This window comes from Abiotrophia defectiva ATCC 49176 (assembly GCF_000160075.2).
Lineage (GTDB): Bacteria > Bacillota > Bacilli > Lactobacillales > Aerococcaceae > Abiotrophia > Abiotrophia defectiva.
Genome location: NZ_KI535340.1, coordinates 1,308,648 through 1,333,017, shown reverse-complemented (window position 1 = coordinate 1,333,017; position 24,370 = coordinate 1,308,648). Strand labels below are relative to the sequence as shown.

Below are 24,370 nucleotides of genomic sequence, written 5' to 3'. Positions count from 1 at the left end.
GAAATCCCTCCTTTCAATAACTTCTTAGATAATTACTTTAATTGATCTTGCATAGCGGCTAGGCCTTCTAAGGCCTGGAGTGGTGTTAATTGGTTAATGTCCAAAGCAGCCAGTTGCTTGAGCACTTGCTCCTGGTCCTCTCTCAGAACCTTAGGCGACGGCTTGGTCGCTGGTAGGTCGAAGAGCGAAAGCTGGCCGTCACTTTCAGGTTCTTGACGTCTCAACCATTGGCTATTAGACTCCAATTCCTGCAAGACTTCCTGGCTTTGAACCAATAGAGATTGTGGTAGGCCGGCTAGTTTGGCGACATGAATCCCGTAACTCTTGTCGGCAGCTCCTTCCAAAATCTTATGAAGGAAGACCACTTGGCCCTTTTGCTCGGTGGCACCCACATGAATATTGCGTAAGACGGGTAATTTAGTCGATAAATCAGTCAATTCATGGTAGTGGGTGGAGAAGACGGTTGCGGCTTGAACTTCTTGAGCTAGGTAATAAAGTATGGCTTCGGCAAGGGCCATGCCATCGAAGGTGGCAGTCCCCCGTCCAATCTCGTCGAAGAGCAGGAGCGAACGTGGTGTCGCTTCGCGCAGGGCCACATTGGTCTCCATCATTTCCACCATGAAGGTCGACTGACCACTGGAAATATCATCGGAAGCCCCGATTCGGGTAAAAATCTTATCAACAATTGGCAGCTTGGCCGACTTAGCCGGCACAAAACAACCAATCTGGTTGAGAATGACGCAGAAGGCAATCTGACGCATATAGGTGCTCTTCCCTGACATATTAGGCCCCGTTAGAAGCAGCAATGGTTGATCTGGTAAGAGGACAAAGTCATTAGGCACAAAAGCCGCCTTACCAATCAATTTCTCTAGGGCTGGATGGCGGCTAGCCTCCAGTTGGAAAGACTTGGCTTCTGCCACCAATTCTGGCTGACAGTAATCTTCCCGCTCACTTAGGCTAGCAAAGTTAGCTAAGACATCTAGACTGGCAATCTGGCTAGCCAAGGTCTGTAACTGGCCTGTATAAGCCGCAATGGCTTGGCGTAGTTCGGTAAAGAGTTGGTATTCTAACTGGGTGGCCTTTTCTTGGGCACCCAAGATGGTGGTTTCTAGTTGCTTGAGTTCCTCTGTAATGAAACGTTCGGCATTGCTGAGGGTTTGCTTGCGGATATAACGTGGATCGTCAAAGTTGGCAGATTGAAGGCGACTCATTTCAATGTAGTAGCCAAAGACCTTGTTGTAGCCGACTTTGAGGGTTTTAAGCCCTGTTCGATCGCGTTCACGTTGTTGCAATTCCGCCAACCATTGGTGTCCATTAGCTAAGGCATCCCGGTATTGGTCCAATTCCTCATGGTAGCCCGACCGAATGATATTGCCTTCGGTCACAGATATTGGGGGCTCATCTGCCAAGACCGTGTCAATGAGCTGGTAGAGTTCCTGAAAATCAGGCAAACCTTCAAAGAGGACCTGATTCTGGCTAGCATTGAGTCCGTCTAAAATTCGGTTAATATGCGGAATCTGACCAAGGGATTGGCGCAAATGGTCCACGTCACGGGCATGGGCTGTCCCCAGACTAATCCGCGTCACCAGACGCTCCAAGTCATAGACAGTCTCAAAGGCCGCAATCAGGTCCAAACGTTCAAAGTAGGCCGACATGAGTTGGGCCACCTGTTGGTGACGCTGGCGCAAAATGCCTTCATCAATCAGGGGCTTTTCCAGCCACTGATGCAGCATGCGACCACCCATGGCCGTCTTGGTATGGTCAATCAGCCAGAGCAGACTGCCCTTCTTACGTCCTGTTCTAAGAGACTTGGTTAGCTCCAACTGACTTTTAGCAAAATGATTCATCTGCAGATAATCAGCTAAAGCATAGCGGACAACGGGCTGCAGATGTCCCAGGGCTTGTTTTTGAATGCTATAGAGGTAAGCTAGCAAGAGATTCAAGAGGCTAGCTTCTTGAGGGCTGGCTTGGTCTAGCACCCACTGGGTGCCAACTTCCGTCTGGTCAGTCAGGTCAAAGCTAGACAGATAAATAGCCAATTGCTGGTTGATTTGGTCTTTGACCTCGGTATCTAGACTACTATCGACTACCATCTCGCTTGGCTTGAGGGCATAGAGCTCGCTAAAGAGTTGAGCTGGTCTTGGTGTCTGGGTGACTTTAATTTCCCCAGTAGAGACATCAATGGCCGCCAGGTAGAAGGTCTGGCCTTCCTGACGTAAGGCCACTAAGTAGTTATTCTCCTTGACTTCAAGGGCTTCTTCTTCAATCAGGGTCCCAGGCGTAATGACTTGGACCACTTCCCGTTTGACCATGCCCTTGGTTAGTTTTGGATCTTCGACCTGCTCACAGATGGCCACCTTATTGCCCGACTCAATCAGACGTTTGATATAGTCTTTGGCAGAGTGATAAGGGACTCCACACATAGGAATGGGGTTGTCGGCCTTCTTATTGCGGGAGGTCAAGGTAATTTCCAGTATCTTGGCAGCCTTGAGGGCATCGTCGAAGAACATCTCATAGAAGTCCCCCAAACGATAGAAAAGGAAGGCATCCGGATATTGGGCTTTAATTTCATGATATTGCGCCATCATGGGCGTCATTTTAGCTTCTGCAGCCACGGAGGGCGTCCTCCCTTCTTAATAGTATTTGCTTAGGGACTCCTGGGTCACCTGAATAGGCACAATGGACTTGGCAAGCCCTGTTTTATCATCTAAATCAATCAAGCAGGCACTGAGCACCAGTGGCCCCTTGGTTTCTTGCACTAGGCGCGTTGGCAACTGGCTGGTGAAGCGCTGAATGACTTCCTTGGCCGCAAAGCCCAGGATACTGTCTTGGGCTCCTGTCATGCCAACGTCAGTCAGACTGGCCGTGCCCCCTGCCAAGACCTTGGCATCATTGGTTTGAACATGGGTATGGGTCCCGACGACAGCTGACACACGACCATCTAAATAATGGGCCAGGGCCAACTTTTCGCTAGTCGCTTCCGCATGGCAATCCACAAAGATAAAAGGCGTTTGCTTACGGGCCTGATCTACTAGTTCATCAATCATGAGAAAGGGACTGGTGACCGGGTTCATAAAGACAGTACCCAGGACATTAATGACCGCCACTTGATATTGGTTATAGCGCACATAGTGGATGCCCTTGCCAGGCGTTGTGGTCGGCAAATTAGCAGGACGCACCAAAGGCTTGGCTTCTTCTATGAAGCTATAGAGGTCCCGGTTATCAAAGGCATGGTTACCCAAGGTGATGGCTTCTACACCCAGACTTAAAATTTGCTTATAGAGTTTCTCAGTCAAGCCTCGGCCATCGGCGGCATTCTCTGCATTGACGATGGTTACTTGGGGCCGGTGGGTTTGCTTAAGATAAGGCAGATAGCTAGTTAAGGCCTCCATACCTGCAGTGCCCACAAGATCGCCAACAAATAATAGCTTCATGGTCTCCCTCTTTCTCTTTTGACATCTCTTTTATTTTACCAATCCTTAGCCCTAAAATAAAGGAAAAAGGCGTTACCTTCCCTATTAAAAAAGCGCTGAATCCCTAGATTCAGTCGCTTATTTACTTTGATATTTAGACTGGAGAGGACCAAGAAGGTTAGCTGGCACCAAACTGGTCAAATCGCCGCCATAGCTGGCAATCTCCTTGACCAGGCTAGAGCTAATGTGCTGATAGGCCGGCTGAGCTTGCAGGAAAATGGTCTCCAAGTCAGGATTGAGGCCCCGATTGGCTTGAGCAATAGGTAATTCATAGACATAATCCCCTGAATGGCGCAGACCGCGAACCAGGCAAGTGGCCCCAAGTTCTTTGGCCAAGTCGGCCATGAGTTGGCCTTCTAGCACCTGGATTGACACATTAGGTAAATGACCCAAGCAAGCCTGCAAATGGCCTAAGCGCTCTTCTAAGCTGAAGAGTGGCTGTTTGAGGGCATTAACTCCCACCACTACATAGAGACGATTGAAAAGGCGACTGGCCCGTTCAATCAAATCCACATGTCCCAAGGTAATGGGATCAAAACTCCCAGCAAAGAGAGCCACGGTTTCTTGTCTGTCGGCCATAAGCCTTCCTCCTTAATCCGCTTCTGACATCCCGTAGAAATGAATCTGGGTTTGGCCATAGCGTTTGTGTTGATAGCGTTGATAGCCGGCAATGACCTCTGGCAAGTCCGTCACATCATCGGTCTCGCAGACCAGGGTCGTTTCAGGGTCGATTAAGCCTTGGGCTTGCAACCATTCCATATCCTCTACTAATTTCTGCTTGGCATAGGGTGGATCCAATAAGACCAGGTCGAAGACCAAGTCTGCTTCTGAGACTTTTAGGCTTTGAAGGCTCTTGCGATTGTCCCCTGCCAAAACTGTGAAGCGGTCTTCTTCCTTGGTCATGGCGACATTTTGCTTAATGGTCTGTAAGGCCGGACGGTACTTTTCCGTCATGACCGCGCGGTCCATGCCGCGAGAAACAGCTTCAATGGCCAGAGCCCCGCTGCCACCATAGAAATCCAGGCAGAGGCCGCCATCAAAAAAGCCACCCAAAGATGAGAAGATGGCTTCCTTAATTTTGTCGGTAGTCGGCCGCGTGTTGAGCCCTGGAACAGGCTTAAGTGGCCGGCTGCCATAACGTCCTGCGACTACTCTCATGCTGGCGCCCCACTCTCAGCGGCCGCCTCGTTCTTATCGAGAGAAGAGGCCAAATCAGATAAGAAATTATCCTTGTGTTGGCCGGCCAAGTTGCCCTTCTCGCTCTCTGGCTTAAGGTCTGGATCCTTACGGTTAGGAATGGCGTCCTTGAAGGTCATGTCAATGTCATCGCGCATGGAACCTTCCACCTTACGCACGAAGTGCAGGCGATTGAGTTGTTGGGTCACTTGGTCAACTTGGTTGGCATTGACGTAGAGCACCACATAACGTAGCCGATCACTAATATAGTGGACATGGCCGTATTTTCGAATATTCTTGACTTGTTTCAAGGAATAGAGCCAAACAATGAGCTCTTTACGCTTGACCATCTTAAATTCCATGATAGTCCTCCTTTACTGGCGAGACTTGCGCTTCTAAGACCCGCTTTTCTTCAATAATCATGACTTGTAAGACCCCGACCAACATCATGGTCAAGACCATACTGGTCCCCCCATAGGAGACAAAAGGTAAGGTAACCCCGGTCAGAGGCACCAAGCCGGATACCCCACCGATATTGAGGCTTGATTGAACTAAGAGCAGACAGCCAACCCCGGTGAAGACGGCGCGTCGGAAGGTATCTTGACTCTTGGCCGCCCAACGGAAGCAGAGGAAAATCAAGGCCGATAGTAGTAAGACTACCACGACCAGGCCCACTAGGCCTGACTCTTCCCCAATTACCGCTAGGATATAGTCCGTATGCCCCGCTGGCAAACCCTCTTGTTTGGTCAAAGAATGACCTATTCCCCGGCCAAAGAGGCCACCACGGCTAATGGCGATATAGGCGTTGACTAATTGGTAACCCGCTGCCTTGGCATACTTAAAGGGGTTAACAAAGGAACCAAAACGCCGTAATTGATAATGGTCACTGGTCGCCAGCTTATCCGCATTGGTATAAATCCAGGTGATAAGCCCGACACCTACTAATGCAAGTGCTAATAAGACGCCTTTTTGGGTTTTGCTATTCATGATTAAGGCTAAGGCCACCAGCAATAAAGTGGCAGAAATAATCATAAACATCCCCATATCAGGCTGGGCGAAAATGAGGACTAAATCTAAGAGCATCAAACCGATGGAAATGACGGATTCATAGTCCATATTGGCAAACCAACGTTCTTTAGTTAGTAACACTTCACGTCTTGACTTGACACAGAGAATACCCATCAAGAGAATCAAACCAATCTTGGCCAACTCACCTGGTTGGAAGTTGAGACCCATAAAGCTGAGCCAACTTCTGGCCCCACCACCTGAGACCCCGATAAAACGCGTTAGTAAGATTAAAAAGGCAATCAGGCCATTGGCGACAAAGAGCCAGAAAGGCTCAATATAGAGACGATAAGGCAGGCAAATGGCCACTGCCGATACGGCCAAACCTAAGCCAATCCCAAACATTTGCCGGCTTAGATAGTGTAGTGGCGTGGGCACTGTTGCCCCATTCTCCAATAAATATTGTGTTGAACTATAGACCATAATCAGGCTATAGACACTCAATAGACCGACAATCAAGAGTATCCACCAATCCATACGGCTGAAGTTATAGCGAATCTGGTCCAAGAAGTGCTGTCTTGACTGCTTGGCATGATTCGGTTGCTTTGCTTTTTGCATGCTGTGATAGGCCTCCCTACATAGTACACATATTATACCATAGGACTGAGCATGAAGAAACCCATAGCTACTCAAAAGCCCGGTAAATGGGCATAGAGCCAGATTTTACCCATGCTAAGAAACAAAAAGAGGCTAGGACTCAGTCCTAACCTCTCTCATTATTAAGCTTCAACTGCTACTGGGTAGACAGAAACTTGTTTCTTGTCGCGACCTTTACGTTCGAAACGTACCACGCCGTCCACTAATGCGAACAATGTGTCGTCGCCACCTTTACCAACGTTTAGCCCTGGGTGGATTTTAGTACCGCGTTGACGGTATAAGATAGAACCACCAGTGATGGTTTGGCCGTCAGCTGCCTTAGCACCTAAACGTTTTGCACGAGAGTCACGACCGTTAGAAGTCGAACCCCCCCCTTTTTTGTGGGCGAATAATTGTAAGTTTAATTTCAACATTCTCGAGCACCTCCTATTTTGCTTGGTTAATCTTCAAGTGTATAAACTCTGGATAATTGTCAGCCAGGACCTCCAAAGCATACACTAAATGACGCAATAAGACTTGCGCATCATGCTCCTGCTGCTTGTTAGAACAAGCCGGAACCGTCAGCTTCAAGTAGCCACCTGCTACCTCATCGACTTGGACATCGTAGGGCAGCCCGACTAATCGTTCAAGTGAATTCTCTACTGAGATAACCTGGCTTGATACTGCCGCACAGACAATATCCTCGCCATACTCCCCTGCACCGGCATGACCGGACAGTTCCAGTTGACGGATAGCACCTTTGGTATCCACTTGGCCTTTGATCTTAATCATAAGAATTAAGCGTTGATCGCTTCAACAACTAATTTAGTGTAAGGTTGACGGTGACCTTGTTTGCGGTGAGTGTCTTTACGACGTTTGTATTTGAAAGTCACGACTTTCTTAGCACGGCCTTGTTTTTCAACTTTAGCCACTACAGAAGCGCCTTCTACTAATGGAGTCCCAACTTTAGTTGATTCGCCACCTACTAAGACTACTTGGTCAAAGGTAACAGTTTCGCCTGCTTCTGCGTTGAGTTTTTCAACGAAGATTGTTTGACCTACTTCTACTTTTACTTGCTTTCCGCCTGTTTTGATAATTGCGTACATTCAAGCACCTCCTTTATTTTTCTTTCGGGGTTGATCCCCTGCACTTAGACTCGCCATGTTAAGTGGCCAGAACTGGCGCTTAGACTCAACTTGCGCGGTTGCAGATGTGGTGCTACACATAAACAACAGTCATATTATAGACCATCCCGCTAGCAAAGTCAACTGCTAGCAGGCAATCTCTAGAATTTCCCTAGGTTGGTTAAGTCTTCCTTAGCCGGCATGACTTCCTTGGTATCCCAATGCTCGACAATCAAGCCATCTTTAAGACGGAAAATATCCATCCAGGCATAATCCTGACCATCTTGCCAGACCATAGAGTAGGCCACGACAAAGTCTCCCTGAGCTAGAAGCTTGAAGACGAAATCATAGTTGACTTGGTGGTCCTGGAGATAGTTGCGATAGGCTTGACCCCCTTGTCCCATGGCCAGGTTATGTTGGACTAAGTCTGGACTAACATAGCGGTCGAAGCTTTGGAACTCCTGATTCTGCAACACTTCAGTTAAGAATCGACGAACTTGCTTTTTATTCTCTGCCGCATCCTCAGCCTGGTCTAAGGCAAAATCTCCCAAAATAGGATCCACTTGTCCATCTGCTGGCTCTTGGTATGCTTCAATGACATCCCAATGCTCGACAATACGCCCAGATTCATCGGCGCGGAAGATGTCGGCAGTGACCCATTGGGTTTGACCTTGGTTAAGGTATTGGTGGACATGTAAGAAGACGAAATTGTCATCCTCTATATAGCGGATAATCTTAATTTGCCGCTCAGGATTGCGTTGGAAGAAATCCTGAAAGAAGGCCTTGAAGCCTTCCTTACCATCTGGTACACCAGTACTGTGCTGGGTATAGCTAGCCCCCATATAGTGACGGTGAACCTCATCAATTTGGCCGTCCTGAATCCCACGCATATAGAGCTTTCGGGCGTTTTGCATTTGCTGAGACATGGTGACATCCTTTCTATCATCTAACTCTTATTTTCTTAGATTGCTTTACCAACTATTTAAGTAGGCCTTGGCGTAACAAGAAGTCATGGGCCACTTCCTTGGCTGATTTGCCTTCCACGTCAACTTGATAGTTCATGGTAGCCATCTCGGTAGCCGTAATCTTCTTATGGAGCTTGTTGAGAATGCCTTCTAACTCAGGATGTTGCTTGAGGGTCTCCTCCCTGAGCAGTGGTGCCCCCTGGTAAGGTGGGAAGAGGTGTTTATCGTCTTGTAGGAGTTTGAGGCCATACTTGATAATCTGACTATCCGTCGAATATACTTCGATGACATCTAGTTTATCTTGCTCTAGCGCTTGATAACGCAAGGCAGGTTCCATGGTTTGAATGTTAAGCTTCAGGCCGTAGAGGGACTCTAACCCTTTTTTGCCATCAGGCCGGTCATTAAACTCTAAGGAAAAACCAGTACGAGCTGTCGATTCTACCTTCTTCAAGTCCGAAATGGTTTCTAAGCCATGCTCCATAGCATAGGCTTCTTTGACCGCGATGGCATAGGTATTTTGGTAGGCCATAGGCTTGAGGTAAATTAACTTATCTTGTTGGTAAATACCATCCCGCGCCGCCTCATAAACTGCCTCTTGGTCATTGGCTAGCTGAGGTGGATTAGTTAGAAGCGAAGCTGTAATGGTGCCCGAGAATTCCGGATAGATATCGATACTACCAGCCTTGAGGGCCTCATAGAGGAAGGAAGTCTTACCAAAGTTTGGCTTAACTTCGACTTGCAGGTGGCTATCCTGTTCAATTAATTCCTTATAGAGATGAATCAAGATATCCGGTTCAGCCCCTAATTTACCTGCAATAATTAGCTTGTTGTTACCCATTGGTAGGAAATAAGGTTGGGCAAAGCTTGACACCACTAAAACTGCGGTAGTTAAGAAGCTTAAGAGCAAGGTTTTAGGACGACGCTTTGTCAGAGCGCCCAGAATTAAGCTGATAACGACTGCTAAGAAGGCCGAGCTAATGGCCCCAATCAAGATTAAGGCTGAATCATTACGGTCAATCCCTAGCAGAATCAGGCTACCCAAGCCCCCTGCCCCTATCAAGGCGGCCAAGGTGGCGGTCCCGATAATCATGACGGCAGCCGTCCGAATGCCAGACATCATGACCGGCATAGCCAAGGCAAGCTGATACTTACGTAGTTTTTCCCAGCGCGTCATACCAAAGGCTGTTGCTGCCTCTTCCAATTGAGGGTCTAGCTCCCAGAAGGCAGTAATGGTATTTTGCACAATGGGAAAGAGCCCGTAGACGACCAAGGTCACAATGGCTGGCAGGGTTCCAATCCCAATAAAGGGAATCAACAAACCCAAAATAGCCAGTGAGGGAATGGTCTGCACAATCCCCGTTAACTGCAAGACCCAAGCCGCTAGACGGCGATAGTTGGCCAGAAAAATAGAGAGTGGCACGGCAATCAAAATGGCTAGCAAGAGAGCCGCTAAGGATATTTGCAGATGTTGCCAGATAGCCGTCTGCCAATCACCAAAACGATTAATAAAGACCTCAACTAAGTTATGCATACTGCTCACCTCCCTTAAAGAATTGGGCGACTGTCTCATTAGCTGGTTCTGCTAGGATAGTGGCAGGATCCGCCATTTGCAGAATCTGCCCTTCGTGCATGACGCAAATCCGGTCCCCTAATTTAAGAGCTTCCTGCATATCATGGGTGACGAAAACGATAGTCAGGCCTAATTCTTGGTGCAATTGCTTGATTAAATCCTGGAGCTGGGTCTTAGAAACGGGGTCTAAGGCACTAAAAGGTTCATCCATTAACAATAATTGAGGCTGAGAGATGATAGCTCGCAGGATTCCTACCCGTTGCTGTTCCCCACCTGACAACTGACTTGGATAACGGTCCTTATATTTTTCTGGTGCCAAGCCCACCTTGGTCATTAAGTCCTGGGCGGCTTGCTGGCGCTTGATCTTAGGCCATTTTTTCATTTCAGGAATGAGTTCGATATTCTCTTCCACCGTCAAATTGGGAAAGAGCGCCCCTTGCTGGAGGACATAGCCTGTATCCAAGCGCAAGTTTCTAAGGTCAAGGTCTTGAATGGCTTGATTATTCCGGTAAATCTTGCCCTGACTCGGCTCAATCAGGCGGTTAATCATCTTAAGCGTGGTGGTCTTGCCACTCCCACTTTTACCAACTAGGATAAAAAACTCCCCTGCTTCAATTTCAAAAGTCAAATTATCTAGGGCTCTTGCCCCGTCAAATTCTTTACTTACTGCTTCAAATTTTATCATAAGGTCATCTCCTTCATTTGAGCCTCTAAGGCGGTCACATAGCGTGCGCTTAAGGCGACTAGCTGGTCCAATTCTTGCTCCGAAAAATCAGCCAGAGCCGCTTGCTCCATGGCATGTAGGCGGCTGATAATAGGCTCAGCAAAGGCCAAACCCTCTGGCGTCAGGCACACCTTCTTCTGCCGCTTGTCTTGCGTGTTTGAACATAGGCTGACATAGCCCTTGGCGAGCCAGCTCTTAATAGTAGCGTGGACTACCTGCTTGGTGGACTGGGTCTTCTCGGCCAGATACCCTTGTAAGCAGCCATTTGGCGAGTGATAGAGCCAGAGCAAGATAACTAAACTCTTACCTTGGAGACCCACACGGCGGGCATAGCATTCAAAGAGACACACTTGTTGGTCCCAGAGCCGTATATAGCGGCGATCAATTGGTGATTGTGTCATGGTCACCTTCCTCCTTCAATTTACCTTATGACTAGCTTAGCATATAATTCCAAAGTTAGTCAAAATATTTGACTACTATGCTCCGTAAAAAAACTCCGCGCTAGGCACGGAGTCATTTCTAAACGATATAGTAATTCTCGTAACCTAACCAGGTCAGAATGGACCGGGTTGGGAAATAGAGGACAAAGGATAGGACCGTATTGAAAATCAAAGTCGGTACCAAGTTCTCCATAATGAAGCGACTCAAGGTCACCTGGGTATAGCCTGTCTCCCGATAGAAGACAAAGATGGCAAAGTCCAAGAGACTGATTAAGACAATAAAGAGCATAAAATGCACCAAGCCACGCTTAGGCAAATAACGTTTAATCCGGGTCACACAATAGGCAATGAACCAATAACCAAAGGCGAAAACCCCAATAATGGTCGTGTTATAACTATCTGCCACCACCCCAAACAAGAGACTGTAAAGTAAGACTTCTCGTTCACGGAAGTAAAAGGCAAAGGTAATGACCCAGTACAGCATGAGGTGACTGACAATATGCTGACTCTCAGCTAAGAACTCCGCTGGGAAGATTGCTGGCAAGGCAGAATCGATGATAATGGAGAAGAAGAAGACTAGTGGGATAAACCAACGTAATTTGCGTTCTCTAGTTACCTTCATACTTACTCACTCCGTCCTTGACGCTTAATCACCGTCACAAAGCGGATATCTGTCATTTCACCGGCTGGCTTGATCCGAACTGTTTGGAAAAGACCGTAGTCATCCATCTTGGCTTCGGTCACTTCCCCGATTAAGAGTGAAGATGGCGTCACGCCCCCTAGGCCAGAGGTTTGAACCAAGTCCCCTGCAGCTACTGAAACCGTTGGATCCACTTGAGTCATCAAGTATTCCTTGGTCTTGCGGTCATAGCCCGAGATAATGCCGTTGGCTGAACCTGACTTAATTTGGATGCTAGCCGCTACCTTACCGTCATTCGATTGCTCATTAGAAAGGAGCAGGACCTTGGAGCTGGTTGGGTTGACTTCGATAATGCGGCCAATCAAGCCGTTACCTGACATAACGGACATATTCTTCTGGATGCCCTCGTTAGCCCCTACGTTGATGACCAGGCTCTCCATCCATTGATCTGGGTTACGAGCAATAACGGTCGCATGAACAGTGGTATATTCGGATAGGGACTCGGTCAAGTTAAGTTCTTGCTTCATCTTGCCGTTCTCCGCTTCCAAATCGGCTACCCGTACTTGGAGTTCGTAAATCTTGTCGATTTTTTCTTTTAAGTGTTGGTTTTCTTCATGGGTGTTAATCAAGTTATCAACTGAGTCCACGAAGCGCACAACCATGGAAACCGGCTCAGAAAAGAGACGGCCACCCCAGGCGGTCGCATCATTAATAGCACTGGTTACCGCATTGTTGGCCCCATTAATCATGGTATAGGCGACCACGGACACTACTGCAATGGCAGACAGGAGTATCCAGATTAATTTCTTATTATTTAACATTCAAGTATATCTCCTTTTCTGCCTAACGCGCGTTCCGTTCTTTTTCTTTGGCTTGGTCGGTCATGGTCTTAAGCATCTTGCCAGCACCAATGGCTACAGCATCAATGGGCTGTTGACTCAAGTGAACGGGTACGCCCACGCTATCATGCAAGCGTTCAGGCAGGCGTTTCAAGAGGGCCGCGCCCCCGGTCAAGACGATACCGTTCTCGCTAATGTCCGCAGCCAATTCAGGCGGCGTCACTTCTAGAACCTGGCGGATGCCGGTCGCTATTTGGCGGATGACTTCGTCAAGGCCTTGGGCCACAACAGCTGCGGTTACTTCCTTGCTATCAGGCAAACCTGTGCCCGAATTACGGCCTTTGACGACCAGGGTATCTTCTTTGTCATAATCTGCATAGGCGGCATTGCCAATGGACAGCTTCAAGTCTTCGGCTGCCTGGTCCCCAATCACCAAGTGGTAATGGGTCCGCACTAATTCCTTGATGGCTTGGTTCATAGCATTGCCTGCCGCTCGCGAGGTCAAGGATTTGACCACTTCACCATAGGAAATAAGGGCAATATTGGTAGTCCCCGCGCCAATATCGACTAGGAGATGGCCACGTGGTTCATAGATTGGCAAATTTGCCCCTACAGCTGCCGAGAAAGATTCATCAATAATCATGGCCCGGCCAATCCCTAGGTCCTTGAGGGCGTCCACAACGGCACGGCGCTCAACCTTGGAAATATTACTAGGCACTGAAATGACCACTTCAGGCTTAGACAGACTGCGGTGGAGGGCCTTCTTGATGAAGAAAGCCAAGAGTTGTTTGGTCAAGGAAAAGTCTGCGATGACCCCATCTTGGATGGGATGAATGGTTTCATATTTGTCGGACGTACGCCCAACTAAAGCCGCTGCTTCCTTGCCATAAGCCACGACTTCTTTAGTTTCTGAATTGATTGCGATAATAGAAGGTTCTCTTAACGCAATGCCCTTATTCTCAATGTAAATGATGGTATTAGCGGTTCCTAGGTCAATCCCTAAGCGTTGCTTGCCGAATAAAGCCATTAAGATGTCCTCCTTCACTAAAATGATAGCTACAATCCATTATAGCAAAAAAGCCCCCTTCATTCTACTCTTGACCGTTGAAATATTTGAAATTTGCCTGACACGCCTCCGCCTTAAAAATCTTGGCCCTAAAAAATGCGAAAGCCACCCCTTTGGTCTATATATATATGAGGAGTGATTTTTATGAGAAAAACCGTCAGCTACCTAAGGGAGCTACCTCCCGATAGCCTACCCAGGGAACGGCTGGTCAACTTCGGCGCCAAGGCCCTCTCTAACCAAGAATTGCTGGCCATCCTATTAGGGACCGGCAGTCAAGACTTAAGGGTCCTAGACTTATCCCTGGCTGTCCTGACCCATTTTCGGGACTTGAGCGAGCTCAAGTCTGCCAGTCTCGATCAGTTTGAAGCCATTAAAGGCATCGGGCCCGTCAAGGCCATCCAACTTCAAGCCTGCATCGAACTTGGCCAACGCATTGCCCAGAAGCGACCACCTAAGCTGGGCACTCTCACCTCCACCAAGGCGGCCGGTCAGTGGTTACATGACGCCCTCTGTGATATGCAGCAGGAGCACCTCATGGCCCTCTTCCTTAACAGCAAGAATCAGGTCATTCGCCAACAGATTATCTTTATTGGCTCGGTCAATGCCAGTGTGGCCCATCCCCGCGAAATCTTCAAGGAAGCCGTCAAGTATCCGACTGCTCGCCTCATCATCGCCCACAACCATCCCTCTGGGGATCCTGAACCTTCTCAGGCCGACCTGCACTTTACCCAGCGCATGATTCAATGTGGTGATTTGATGGGTATTGAACTGCTAGACCACTTTATTATTGGGCATGATGACTATGTTAGCTTGCGGGAAACAACTAAGCTCTTCCACTAAATTGTCCGTACAACCAATAAGTTGCGTCAGTATCTTTAATAGATATGCATAGTATTTCCAATTATTTTTAGTATAACGCTTGCAATTTGTATAGTGAGTGCTATAATAAAGTTATATTTTATGTTTAGTAAGATCGCGATGTCCCTATCACCTTCTAACGACGGCTAGAATATAATATAGACTGTGCGACAGCACAAGGAGGAATTGCATAATGGAGCAAGGTAAGGTAAAATGGTTTAACTCAGAAAAAGGCTTCGGTTTTATCGAACGCGAAAACGGCAACGATGTATTCGTTCACTTTTCTGCTATTTTGGGTGAGGGCTATAAGACCTTAGAAGAAGGCCAAGTTGTTAACTTCGAAGTTGAAGAAGGCGCTCGTGGTCCTCAAGCAGCAAATGTTGAAAAATTAGCTTAATGCCAATTAACACACAAAAAGCGATGGAGCTTCCATCGCTTTATTTTTTTCGACAAATTTCGGTACCGGTTTTTGTAATTTAATTTTATATATAATTTATTTCAAAAATTCCTTAACCTGACTAATAAAATAGAGAGAACCAGTCAAAATCAAGGCTTTTTTTGCCTCCTGTTGTCCAGCTTGATAGTCGGTTAGCTTAGGCTGCCAGTCTAGGAAAGGCAAAGCTGTTTGCGCCTGCCAATCAACTTGTGTCATGGCCCCAGGATAGTCAAAAGTCGACAGATAGACTGCCATCCCCTCTTCCGCCCACTTATGCAGATAAGTTAGGTGGCTAGCCTGGTCCTTGCGTTTGAGGCCAGCAAAAATTACCGTCACCTGGTAGTCTGCCAAATCATGCGTCAGGAAGTCATCCAAGGCTTGGAGCCCTTGACTATTATGGGCGCCATCAACCAAGATAAGCGGTGCCTGACTTAAGCACTCTAGGCGCCCCTGCCAGTTTACCCCTTCTAGAGCTGCTAGGGCCTGATCCCAGTCAATCTCACCTTGCTTTTGATTCATCCAAGCTTCAAATGCAGCTAAGGCTAGGGCTAGATTATCTCCCTGGTGCTGGCCCAACATGGCAATGGTCACCTGGTCATAGCGTCGCCCAGACGGCAATTCTACTTGCCAACTGCGCTTAGCCAGCCCTTTGCCTTCTTTGGCCGGAGTGGCATTGAAATCCCAGCCTAGTTGCATGACCTCTCCCTGGAAGTTGAGATTAACCAGCATTTCAGGTAAGACTGCCAAGGCTTCTTGTGGCAGGCGCCCCAGCCCCACTATCTTAGTGCTTGGCTTAATAATGCCAAATTTTTGCTGGGCAATCTCCGCCAGACTATGGCCTAGTCGGTCCTGGTGGTCAAAGCCAATAGTGGTAATTAAGGCCATATCAGCCTCTAACACATTGGTGCAATCCCAGAGTCCCCCTACCCCTGCTTCAATCAGGCAGACATCAAGCTGACACTGGCTGAAATAGACTAGCATCATAACCGTATAGAGTTCAAAGCCAGAGAGCGGACCCCAATCTTGAGCTATCAATTCTTCATTAAGCTCCACCATGCTGCGGACCAATTCCAGAAGTTTCTCATCCTCAATGGGCTGACCGTTGAACATGAGTCGCTCGTTGAAGGCCAGGATATGGGGCGAGGAAAAGGCCCCCACTCTCAGTCCTTGGCTGATAAACAAACCCTGTAAGTAGGCCAAGGTCGAGCCCTTGCCATTGGTACCGGCTAGTTGAATAATACTTGGCAGCGATACTTGTGGCTGGCCTAATAGGCTTAAGGCCTGGCGCATACGGTCAAAACCTGGTCTTAGCTGGTGACTGGTCTGGCGACTGAGCCAGTCATGAGCGTCTTCAATACATGTCATTTCTTGTCCCATGACATCCTCCTTAATCAGTAACTTAATTCAAGGCATAGACCGAAGGCTAGGACGCACGTCCTAGCCTTCTACTATCTTACTGCTTACATTAAGTCTTTGACTTGTTGAATCCGTTCCTTGACAGTCTCTAATTGGCTAAGGTAGCCTTGACGCTTGTTGCGCTCTTCCGCCACCACTTGCTCAGGCGCGCGTGAAACGAATTTCTCGTTAGACAATTTGCCATCAATACGTGCCACTTCTTTTTCCAACTTAGCTTGTTCGCCTTCCAGACGGGCTAACTCATCTTCTAGCTTAATCAAGCCCTTAAGTGGCATTAAAATCTCAGCGAAGTTCAAGACCTGAGTTACCACTTCTTCTGGATGCTCGGGTGCTTGGCTGATTAGCAGCTGCGCTGGGTTACAGAAGCGCTTGATGTAGGCTTGGTTAGCCTCCAAGAGGGCTTGGCCTGCTACATCTTGGACCTTAATGAAGAGATCTACCGGCTTAGATAATGGCGTATTCATCTCGTTACGGATGGTCCGCACGGCACGAATCAATTCCATTAATTGAGCCATTTGGGCCTCCACTTGGCTATCTTGGTAAGCCTCCATTATACGTGGATAGTCCGCCACTACGATGGACTTGTCTTGGCCACCAATTTGTTGCCAGATTTCTTCCGTTACAAATGGCATGATTGGGTGGAGCAGACGGAGGAATTGATCTAAGACAAAGACCAAAATAGATTTGGTGGTTGTATTAGCGGCTTCCTTGTCTTGGAGTTGCTCCTTGGTCATTTCAATGTACCAGTCACAGTAGTCGTCCCAGATGAAGCTATAGAGGATACGGCCAGCTTCTCCGAACTCGAAGCGTTCGAAGAGACGGGTCACATCTGCAATGGTGGTTTGGAGACGGGCTAGAATCCAACGATCCGCTAGGGTCAAGTCTTGGCCAATGGACAAGTTATCCAAGGTCAAGTCGCCCACGTTCATGAGCACATAACGGCTGGCATTCCAAATCTTGTTGATGAAGTTCCAAGCTGCATCCATCTTATCAGTCGAGAAGCGGACATCTTGGCCAGGTGCTGAACCATTGGCCAGGAACCAACGCAGGGAGTCTACCCCATACTGCTCGATGATATCCATTGGATCCACCCCGTTACCCAGGGATTTGGACATCTTGCGACCTTCCGCGTCTCGAATCAAACCATGGATGAGGACATTTTGGAAAGGACGACGACCGGTGAATTCCAAACTTTGGAACATCATGCGGCTGACCCAGAAGGTCAGGATGTCATAACCCGTTACCAAGGTGTTGTTAGGGAAGTAGCGTTTGAAGTCAGCTGACTCCTCATCAGGCCAACCCATGGTAGAGAATGGCCAGAGGGCACTTGAGAACCAGGTATCTAAGACGTCTGGGTCTTGGGTCCAGTTTTGGCTATCTGCAGGAGCTTCCATGCCTACATAAACCTCACCTGTCTCATTGTGGTACCAGGCTGGGATTTGGTGCCCCCACCAGAGTTGACGGGATACTACCCAGTCGTGAATGTTTTCCATCCAACGAATGTAGGCATCGTTAAAGCGCGGTGGGTAGAAGTTAACGGTATTCTCCCCTTGAGCCTTCTGAGCGGCAATGGCTTGCTCAGCCAAAGGTCCCATGCGGACAAACCATTGAGTCGACAGACGAGGTTCTACCACGACACCAGTCCGTTCAGAGTGACCCACAGAGTGCAAGTGTTGTTCAATCTTGATTAAGAGGCCAGCAGCGTCTAAGTCCGCTACCACCGCCTTACGTGCAGCAAAGCGATCCATACCTTGGTACTTGCCTGCTAATTCGTTCATGGTGGCATCATCGTTCATGACATTGATACGTGGCAAGTCATGACGGTTCCCCACTTCAAAGTCGTTAGGGTCGTGAGCTGGCGTAATTTTAACTACCCCAGTCCCAAAGTCTTGCTCCACATATTCATCAGCAATCACTGGAATTTCGCGGTTAACTAATGGCAAGATAACCTTCTTGCCAATCAAGGCTTGATAGCGTTCATCGTCCGGGTGAACTGCCACGGCCGTATCCCCTAAGAGGGTTTCAGGACGGGTAGTCGCCACTTCTAAGTAACCTGAACCGTCTGCCAAAGGATACTTCATATGGTAGAAAGCACCCTCTACATCCTTATGGATGACTTCGATATCAGATAAGGAAGTCTTAGCTGCTGGGTCCCAGTTGATGATGTATTCGCCACGATAGAGCAAGTCCTTTTCATAGAGGGTTACGAAAACCTTCTTAACAGCTTCTGACAAGCCCTCATCCAAGGTAAAGCGTTCGCGGCTGTAGTCGACAGAAATCCCCATCTTAGCCCATTGTTGGCGAATATGGCCAGCATATTCTTCCTTCCAAGCCCAGGTTTGTTCCAGGAATTTCTCCCGGCCCAGGTCATAGCGAGACAGGCCTTGGCCACGTAATTTTTCTTCGACCTTGGCTTGGGTGGCAATGCCGGCATGGTCCATACCAGGTAACCAGAGGGTGTCAAAGCCTTGCATCCGTTTCTGACGGATAATCATATCTTGCAAGGTAACGTCCCAGGCATGGCCCAGATGGAGTTTACCGGTTACGTTTGGTGGTGGAATGACAATGGAATAAGGCTCTGCTTCTGGGTCTTCCGATGGCTTAAAGACGCCACGTTCTAACCACTCTTCGTATTTCCCGGCTTCAATGGCCTGGGGATTATATTTGGTTGATAGTTCTTTGGTCATAATGTCCTCCTTATAAAATTAACGATGGGTGGGTGGAGAAATGCGCCGTCTTGTGCCTAAAAACGTGAAAATCTTCCGTCACTCGAGCCGAACTGACAGCCCTAAGAGCGGGACCGCCTCCAGCCTCCTGCGGAGTCTTCCAGCTTGCCCAGCTATGGCATTCGTACGTCGCCAAAGGCTCCTACGACTGCTCATACGCTTGACATCCTTAGCGCCCTAAGGCTGTCAGTTCGGACACGACTCCAGATTTTCACTTGAGGTACACGGACAAGAACGAAATAGTATTGTCTTCCTACTACGAAAAAACTCGCCCTAGTCAGCCTGTTGCTGCCTAGGGCGAGGGTCTCGCGGTACCACCTAAGTTTTGTTACTCATCTGTTGCTATCGGAGTGCCTCCTCCGTCAGGGACTACTGGGCCTGGGGCCGTTGGCACCTGATACTCTGAGCTACTGGGTTCATCCTATGGAAGCTTGCAGCCGATGGCTTCCTCTCTGGGGTGGGCGGTGAACCGACTCTCTTCATCGTTAGTTATGTGATATAGTTAGTGTAGCAGAAAAGAGGCATTAAGGCAAGTGACTTTACATCAATCGAGTAGTTGATCAATCATGCGATGGTGATTATTAATGAATAAGGAATAGGTATTAAACACTTCCGTCTCTTCATATGATTTCTGAGTAATTTCACTATCATTAATCTCGTAAATTACAGCACCAGGATATGCAAGCAATATCGGAGAGTGAGTAGCTATAATGAGCTGGCATCCATGGTCTAACATACGCTTAAACTCTACTAATAATGTCATCTGCATACTAGGTGAAAGTGCAGCTTCAGGCTCGTCGAACAAATAAACCCCACTATCCTTCAAGCGAAATTGGACAAAACGCATGAAACTCTCTCCGTTCGAAAAATTATTCATTGATTTAACGCCATAGTAGTCATTCAACTGATAGTCATCGACAAACCGCTTCGTTTGATAAAACGTATCCGCCCGAAAATAAAAGGCATCTTTCTCTCTTTGGGACGCTACTCTTACTAATCTGAATAAATCAGCGTATTGTTCCGGCTCTGTCTGACGATTGCCTATGAAGTTTCTGGACCCTCCACTTTCGCGAATGCCTAATTTATTGGCGATAATGTTTAGAATAGTCGTCTTTCCTGATCCATTTAACCCGGTAAAAAGTGTAATCTTACCAAAGTGCAGTCCCTTATCATCCATATTATTTAAAAACTTCAACCTATCGTATAGCTGGATATTCCTACATTCACACGAAAAAAACAACGGTCTAATCGCTCTAACAAACACTATTAATCCCCCTTTAAATACCCCTTTCTTTACTTAACAATGGGCTGGATCCAGACGATTATATCATATATGGGTAAGTCAAACTCGCCCTAGTCAGCACAAGGCTGCCTAGGGCGAGCTAAGTTGCGGTACCACCTAAGTTTATCACTCGTCTGTTGCTATCGGAGTGTCTCCTCCGTCAGTGACTACTGGACAGTGGGCTGTCGTTGGCACCTGATACTCTGAGCTACTTGGTTCATCCTGTGGAAGCTTTCAGCCTGAGGCTTCCTCTCTGGATTAGTCGGTTGAACCCCTTCTCTTCATCGTCTCTTATGTGAATACACTAAGTGTAGCAGAAAAGTTGGATCATGACAAGCTATTCATTAATAGAGACTAGTCGAACTTTCATAATATCCGGATTAGTGGATAATTCTTCAATTAATTGCACATGGGTAAGGTCCTTAGGCAAATGAATGGTGAAGGTATTGCGATAAATCTTCTTACCGTCTACATTGGTCACATCGAATTGAACATCGGTCAGTTCAATGTGATGAGTCTTGAAGAAGTCGGCAAAGAATTCCTTGGTTGCTACGCGATGGACATAATGGATTTCGAGACGCTTAACATCCGGGATACGGACAATAAAGCGAATGACCGTTAGGGAGAAAATAACCCCTAAGAAGGTCAAACCAGCAATTTCATAATAACCCATACCGAGGGCTATCCCCAGCGCCGCTGTTGTCCAGAGGGAAGCAGCCGTAGTCAGGCCAGCAACCCTTTGCTTGGTAACCACGATGGTCCCAGCACCTAAGAAACCAATCCCGCTGACGATAGGAGCTAATAAACGCACTTGGTCTACCGAAATTTGAGGGTATTCATTTATTTTTTGATAGAATACCGCCGCTTGAATCATGGAGATAGCGGTAGCTCCGATACAGACTAAAATATGGGTGCGCAGACCGGCCGGTCGATTCTTACGTTGGCGGTCATAACCGATAACCCCAGCGAAGAGGATGGCCAGACAGAGTCTGACTAAAATAACATAAGCTGACATGAGCTCTTCCTTTCTCACTTTAATAACAGTTCATTATAGCCCATCCCACTTAAAAATGCGAGCTAATTGCCCTCTCAGGCATGAAAAAAGGGCTGATATTCAGCCCTTTTCCTAGAGGCCCCGCTTGCGGCGGAAGGCCGTAATCTTGTTCATTGCCCGGTCCAATTCAATCTTAGCCTTGACAAAGGCCTTGTTATCCTTGTTAGCAATAGCTTCTTGCATATTAATCTCGGCTTCTTGTTGTTCCACGCTGACTTGGGCTTCATCGATGTCTTTGCCTCGGATAGCGTAGTTAGAGATAATCTCTACTTCATTGTTGCGCATTTCCAAGACGCCACCATTAATAGCGATAAAGTCATCAGTAAAGCCTTCATGTACCCGAACCACCTTGACAACGCTAAGTTCTAGCGGTGCCAAAATTGGCGTATGGTTAGGTAGAACGGTTAGGCCACCATCTACTGCCCGAACACTGCAGGACAGGGCTTGGTGATCATAGATAACCCCTTGAGGCGAGTAAATGCGTACCCGCATGGTATGCTGGTCCTTTGGATTGGCCATAGTGGTCACCTTCTTAATCTAAGCCTGCTGGCAAGTCAACGCCCATTTTACGTGCCTTCTCAATGGCTTGGCTAATTGGCCCCACATTACGGAAGGCTTCTTCAGGTAAGGCATCGTACTTACCGTCCACAATTCCTTCAAAGCCATGAAGGGTTTCTTCAATTGGCACAAAGGAACCAGGAATCCCGGTAAAGGCTTCGGCTACGTGGAAGTTTTGCGATAGGAAGAATTGGAGACGACGTGCACGTTTAACCACGATTTTCTCTTCATCAGATAATTCTTCAATCCCCAGAATGGCAATGATATCTTGCAATTCACGGTAGCGTTGCAGAATCTTCTGTACCTTAAGGGCAATGTTGTAGTGGCGTTGGCCAACAATTTCTTCTGCCAAGGCACTTGAAGTGGAAGCCAGTGGATCCACCGCTGGGTAAATCCCTTGCTCGGTCAAACGACGTTCCAAGTTGGTGGTCGCATCCAAGTGAGCGAAAGTGGTAGCTGGCGCCGGGTCCGTATAGTCATCGGCAGGCACATAGACAGCCTGGATGGAGGTAATGGACCCATTCTTAGTTGAGGTAATCCGTTCTTGCATGGCCCCCATTTCTGACGCCAAGGTTGGTTGGTAACCTACGGCAGAAGGCATGCGGCCCAGTAAGGCAGAAACTTCTGAACCCGCTTGGGTGAAACGGAAAATGTTGTCGATGAAGAGCAGTACGTCTTGTTTGAGCTCATCACGGAAGTATTCGGCCATGGTCAAACCAGTTAAGACAACCCGCATACGGGCACCAGGTGGCTCGTTCATTTGGCCGAAGACCATGGCGGTCTTCTTGTTAACCCCGGATTCACGCATTTCGAAAACCAAGTCGTTCCCTTCACGCGTCCGTTCGCCGACCCCAGTGAAGACCGAAATCCCCCCTAATTGTTCGGCAATGTTATGAATTAATTCCTGAATGAGGACCGTCTTCCCTACCCCGGCACCGCCGAAGAGGCCGATTTTACCCCCTTTGATATAAGGGGCTAAGAGGTCGATGACCTTAATCCCGGTCTCAAGAATGGTATAACTAGAACTTAATTCTTCAAAAGTTGGTGCTGGACGGTGAATCCCCCGCACCTCATGATCGCCATCTAGGCGACCCATATCATCAATTGGTTGACCTAAGACGTTGAAGACCCGGCCTAGGGTCACTTCCCCTACCGGCACTTCAATCAAACGGTCTGTATCCAGTACGGCTAGCCCACGCTGGAGCCCGTCGGTAGATTCCATGGCGATGGTCCGGACCACCCCATCCCCTAAGTCTAAGGCAACTTCCAGGGTAATGGTTTGGGACAGGTCTACATCTGACAAGTCCATTGCTTCACTGACGGGTTGACGGGTGACCACCAAGGCATGGTGGATATCAGGTACCCCATTTTCAACCGGAAAAGCCACATCGACAACTGGGCCGATGACTTGCTCAATTCGTCCAATCCGCATGGTCTAATCCTCCTTCTTCTTATTATCATTCAGGGCATTGGCCCCATTGATAATCTCTAAAATTTCATTGGTTACTCGTAATTGACGTTCTTGGTTAAATTGTTGTTTCAAGGCGTCAATCATCTCATTGGCTGCGTCCGTCGCACTGCGCATAGCGTTCATACGACTGCCGTGTTCAGCCGTCTTGGCATCGACAATGGCCCCATAAATCTGACTCTCTGCAAACTGTGGCAGGAGTACGTCCAGCAAGGCCCCTTGAGAGGGCTCTACTAGATAGTCAACATTGGCCATATCATCCTCGTCCTCATCTAAGACATCTAAATCAGTCAAAGGCAAGACCTGGTCAGCCCGGAATTGGGAACTAACCGCGTTAATATGGTGATTGTAGCAGACATAGAGGGCATCAAAGGCCTGCTCCTTGAAGAGCTTGACCGCCCGTTTGACGATGGCTTGTACCTCACCGAAGGTTGGTCGGTCAGAAATGTCGTGCATTTCCTTGGCTACATAGTAGCCGTTCTCCCGACAAAACTTGGCAATCGGCTCCCCAATGGCTAAGACCACAATCTCACTCTTGTCAGCATGGTCTTCTTCAAACATCTGTTGGACCGCCTTGATTATGGAGGAGTTGTAGCTCCCCGCCAAACCACGGTCTGAGGAAATAATCAGATAGCCGGTCTTCTTAACGGGACGCTCTAAGAGCATATCGTGAAAGTCGATATAGTTGAGCCCGTCTTGACGAATGGGCACCCCATCATCTAAGAGCTCCAACTGGGACTTCGCCACATGGGAGACCATCTTGCGCACTTTCTCAGCATAGAGGAAGTAATCCTTGGCGTCTTGGGCCATCTTGTTATACTTGGCAGCCGACACCATCCGCATGGCATTGGTGATTTGGGCAGTCTTTTTAGTGGACTCAATCCGCTTTTTAATTTCATTTAAAGCCATTTATG

General features: G+C 48.0%; 25 protein-coding genes and 1 other annotated feature. Of the genes, 2 read left to right on the top strand and 23 right to left on the bottom strand.

Annotated features, from left to right (window positions below):
* Positions 1-32: 32 nt before the first annotated feature.
* The 16 genes from mutS to mreB form a co-directional block, all read right to left on the bottom strand.
* Complete coding sequence (gene mutS, locus GCWU000182_RS06205) at positions 33-2,615, bottom strand: DNA mismatch repair protein MutS (protein ID WP_023391952.1); 2,583 nt, start codon at positions 2,613-2,615, stop codon at positions 33-35.
* 18 nt (positions 2,616-2,633) lie between these two features.
* On the bottom strand, positions 2,634-3,434 hold the full coding sequence (locus GCWU000182_RS06200; protein ID WP_023391951.1) for a TIGR00282 family metallophosphoesterase: 801 nt from the start codon (positions 3,432-3,434) through the stop codon (positions 2,634-2,636).
* Positions 3,435-3,551: 117 nt separating this feature from the next.
* Positions 3,552-4,052, bottom strand: a complete 501-nt coding sequence (gene coaD, locus GCWU000182_RS06195; RefSeq protein ID WP_023391950.1) for a pantetheine-phosphate adenylyltransferase — start codon at positions 4,050-4,052, stop codon at positions 3,552-3,554.
* A 12-nt stretch (positions 4,053-4,064) separates the two neighbouring features.
* On the bottom strand, positions 4,065-4,631 hold the full coding sequence (rsmD, locus tag GCWU000182_RS06190; protein ID WP_023391949.1) for a 16S rRNA (guanine(966)-N(2))-methyltransferase RsmD: 567 nt from the start codon (positions 4,629-4,631) through the stop codon (positions 4,065-4,067).
* Positions 4,628-5,011, bottom strand: a complete 384-nt coding sequence (locus GCWU000182_RS06185; RefSeq protein WP_023391948.1) for a YlbG family protein — start codon at positions 5,009-5,011, stop codon at positions 4,628-4,630. Before GCWU000182_RS06185 ends, rsmD begins: the two co-directional genes overlap by 4 nt.
* Positions 5,001-6,272 (bottom strand): FtsW/RodA/SpoVE family cell cycle protein, encoded by a 1,272-nt coding sequence (locus tag GCWU000182_RS06180; RefSeq protein ID WP_023391947.1) that lies wholly within the window; start codon positions 6,270-6,272, stop codon positions 5,001-5,003. The genes GCWU000182_RS06185 and GCWU000182_RS06180 overlap by 11 nt, the downstream gene beginning before the upstream one ends.
* Positions 6,273-6,433: 161 nt before the next feature.
* Positions 6,434-6,724: a 50S ribosomal protein L27 gene (rpmA, locus tag GCWU000182_RS06175; RefSeq protein WP_023391946.1), complete on the bottom strand. Its 291-nt coding sequence runs from the start codon at positions 6,722-6,724 to the stop codon at positions 6,434-6,436.
* 13 nt (positions 6,725-6,737) lie between these two features.
* A complete protein-coding gene (locus GCWU000182_RS06170) occupies positions 6,738-7,082 on the bottom strand; it encodes a ribosomal-processing cysteine protease Prp (protein WP_023391945.1) in 345 nt (114 codons plus the stop codon).
* A 5-nt stretch (positions 7,083-7,087) separates the two neighbouring features.
* Positions 7,088-7,396, bottom strand: a complete 309-nt coding sequence (gene rplU, locus GCWU000182_RS06165) for a 50S ribosomal protein L21 (RefSeq protein ID WP_023391944.1) — start codon at positions 7,394-7,396, stop codon at positions 7,088-7,090.
* Positions 7,397-7,432: 36 nt separating this feature from the next.
* Positions 7,433-7,506, bottom strand: a sequence feature (ribosomal protein L21 leader region).
* 69 nt (positions 7,507-7,575) lie between these two features.
* A complete protein-coding gene (locus tag GCWU000182_RS06160) occupies positions 7,576-8,340 on the bottom strand; it encodes a nuclear transport factor 2 family protein (protein WP_023391943.1) in 765 nt (254 codons plus the stop codon).
* 52 nt (positions 8,341-8,392) lie between these two features.
* On the bottom strand, positions 8,393-9,910 hold the full coding sequence (locus tag GCWU000182_RS06155) for an ABC transporter permease/substrate-binding protein (protein ID WP_023391942.1): 1,518 nt from the start codon (positions 9,908-9,910) through the stop codon (positions 8,393-8,395).
* Positions 9,903-10,634 carry an ABC transporter ATP-binding protein gene (locus tag GCWU000182_RS06150; RefSeq protein ID WP_023391941.1) on the bottom strand — a complete coding sequence of 244 codons (732 nt, stop codon included), beginning with the start codon at positions 10,632-10,634 and terminating at the stop codon, positions 9,903-9,905. The genes GCWU000182_RS06155 and GCWU000182_RS06150 overlap by 8 nt, the downstream gene beginning before the upstream one ends.
* A complete protein-coding gene (locus tag GCWU000182_RS06145; protein ID WP_023391940.1) occupies positions 10,631-11,074 on the bottom strand; it encodes a MarR family winged helix-turn-helix transcriptional regulator in 444 nt (147 codons plus the stop codon). Before GCWU000182_RS06145 ends, GCWU000182_RS06150 begins: the two co-directional genes overlap by 4 nt.
* A gap of 118 nt (positions 11,075-11,192) precedes the next feature.
* Entirely contained in the window at positions 11,193-11,735 is a 543-nt protein-coding gene (gene mreD / locus GCWU000182_RS06140) for a rod shape-determining protein MreD (protein ID WP_023391939.1), read from the bottom strand.
* Between the two features lie 2 nt (positions 11,736-11,737).
* Positions 11,738-12,574 (bottom strand): rod shape-determining protein MreC, encoded by an 837-nt coding sequence (gene mreC / locus GCWU000182_RS06135; RefSeq protein WP_023391938.1) that lies wholly within the window; start codon positions 12,572-12,574, stop codon positions 11,738-11,740.
* A gap of 22 nt (positions 12,575-12,596) precedes the next feature.
* Positions 12,597-13,619: a rod shape-determining protein gene (gene mreB, locus GCWU000182_RS06130; RefSeq protein ID WP_035364217.1), complete on the bottom strand. Its 1,023-nt coding sequence runs from the start codon at positions 13,617-13,619 to the stop codon at positions 12,597-12,599.
* Between the two features lie 183 nt (positions 13,620-13,802).
* On the opposite strand from mreB, the gene radC reads away from it, so the two are divergent.
* Positions 13,803-14,498 (top strand): RadC family protein, encoded by a 696-nt coding sequence (gene radC, locus GCWU000182_RS06125; RefSeq protein ID WP_023391936.1) that lies wholly within the window; start codon positions 13,803-13,805, stop codon positions 14,496-14,498.
* Positions 14,499-14,709: 211 nt separating this feature from the next.
* Complete coding sequence (locus GCWU000182_RS06120; protein WP_023391935.1) at positions 14,710-14,913, top strand: cold-shock protein; 204 nt, start codon at positions 14,710-14,712, stop codon at positions 14,911-14,913.
* Between the two features lie 96 nt (positions 14,914-15,009).
* Here the strand turns inward: GCWU000182_RS06120 and GCWU000182_RS06115 are convergent, their stop codons facing one another.
* The 7 genes from GCWU000182_RS06115 to atpG form a co-directional block, all read right to left on the bottom strand.
* On the bottom strand, positions 15,010-16,329 hold the full coding sequence (locus GCWU000182_RS06115) for a bifunctional folylpolyglutamate synthase/dihydrofolate synthase (protein ID WP_023391934.1): 1,320 nt from the start codon (positions 16,327-16,329) through the stop codon (positions 15,010-15,012).
* 83 nt (positions 16,330-16,412) lie between these two features.
* Complete coding sequence (locus GCWU000182_RS06110) at positions 16,413-19,055, bottom strand: valine--tRNA ligase (RefSeq protein WP_023391933.1); 2,643 nt, start codon at positions 19,053-19,055, stop codon at positions 16,413-16,415.
* A gap of 583 nt (positions 19,056-19,638) precedes the next feature.
* Complete coding sequence (locus tag GCWU000182_RS06105) at positions 19,639-20,271, bottom strand: AAA family ATPase (RefSeq protein WP_023391932.1); 633 nt, start codon at positions 20,269-20,271, stop codon at positions 19,639-19,641.
* 442 nt (positions 20,272-20,713) lie between these two features.
* Positions 20,714-21,391 carry an MgtC/SapB family protein gene (locus GCWU000182_RS06100; protein ID WP_035364214.1) on the bottom strand — a complete coding sequence of 226 codons (678 nt, stop codon included), beginning with the start codon at positions 21,389-21,391 and terminating at the stop codon, positions 20,714-20,716.
* Positions 21,392-21,502: 111 nt separating this feature from the next.
* Positions 21,503-21,949, bottom strand: a complete 447-nt coding sequence (gene atpC / locus GCWU000182_RS06095; RefSeq protein WP_023391930.1) for an ATP synthase F1 subunit epsilon — start codon at positions 21,947-21,949, stop codon at positions 21,503-21,505.
* Between the two features lie 13 nt (positions 21,950-21,962).
* Positions 21,963-23,420 carry a F0F1 ATP synthase subunit beta gene (atpD, locus tag GCWU000182_RS06090; RefSeq protein WP_023391929.1) on the bottom strand — a complete coding sequence of 486 codons (1,458 nt, stop codon included), beginning with the start codon at positions 23,418-23,420 and terminating at the stop codon, positions 21,963-21,965.
* 3 nt (positions 23,421-23,423) lie between these two features.
* On the bottom strand, positions 23,424-24,365 hold the full coding sequence (atpG, locus tag GCWU000182_RS06085) for an ATP synthase F1 subunit gamma (protein WP_023391928.1): 942 nt from the start codon (positions 24,363-24,365) through the stop codon (positions 23,424-23,426).
* Positions 24,366-24,370: the final 5 nt, after the last annotated feature.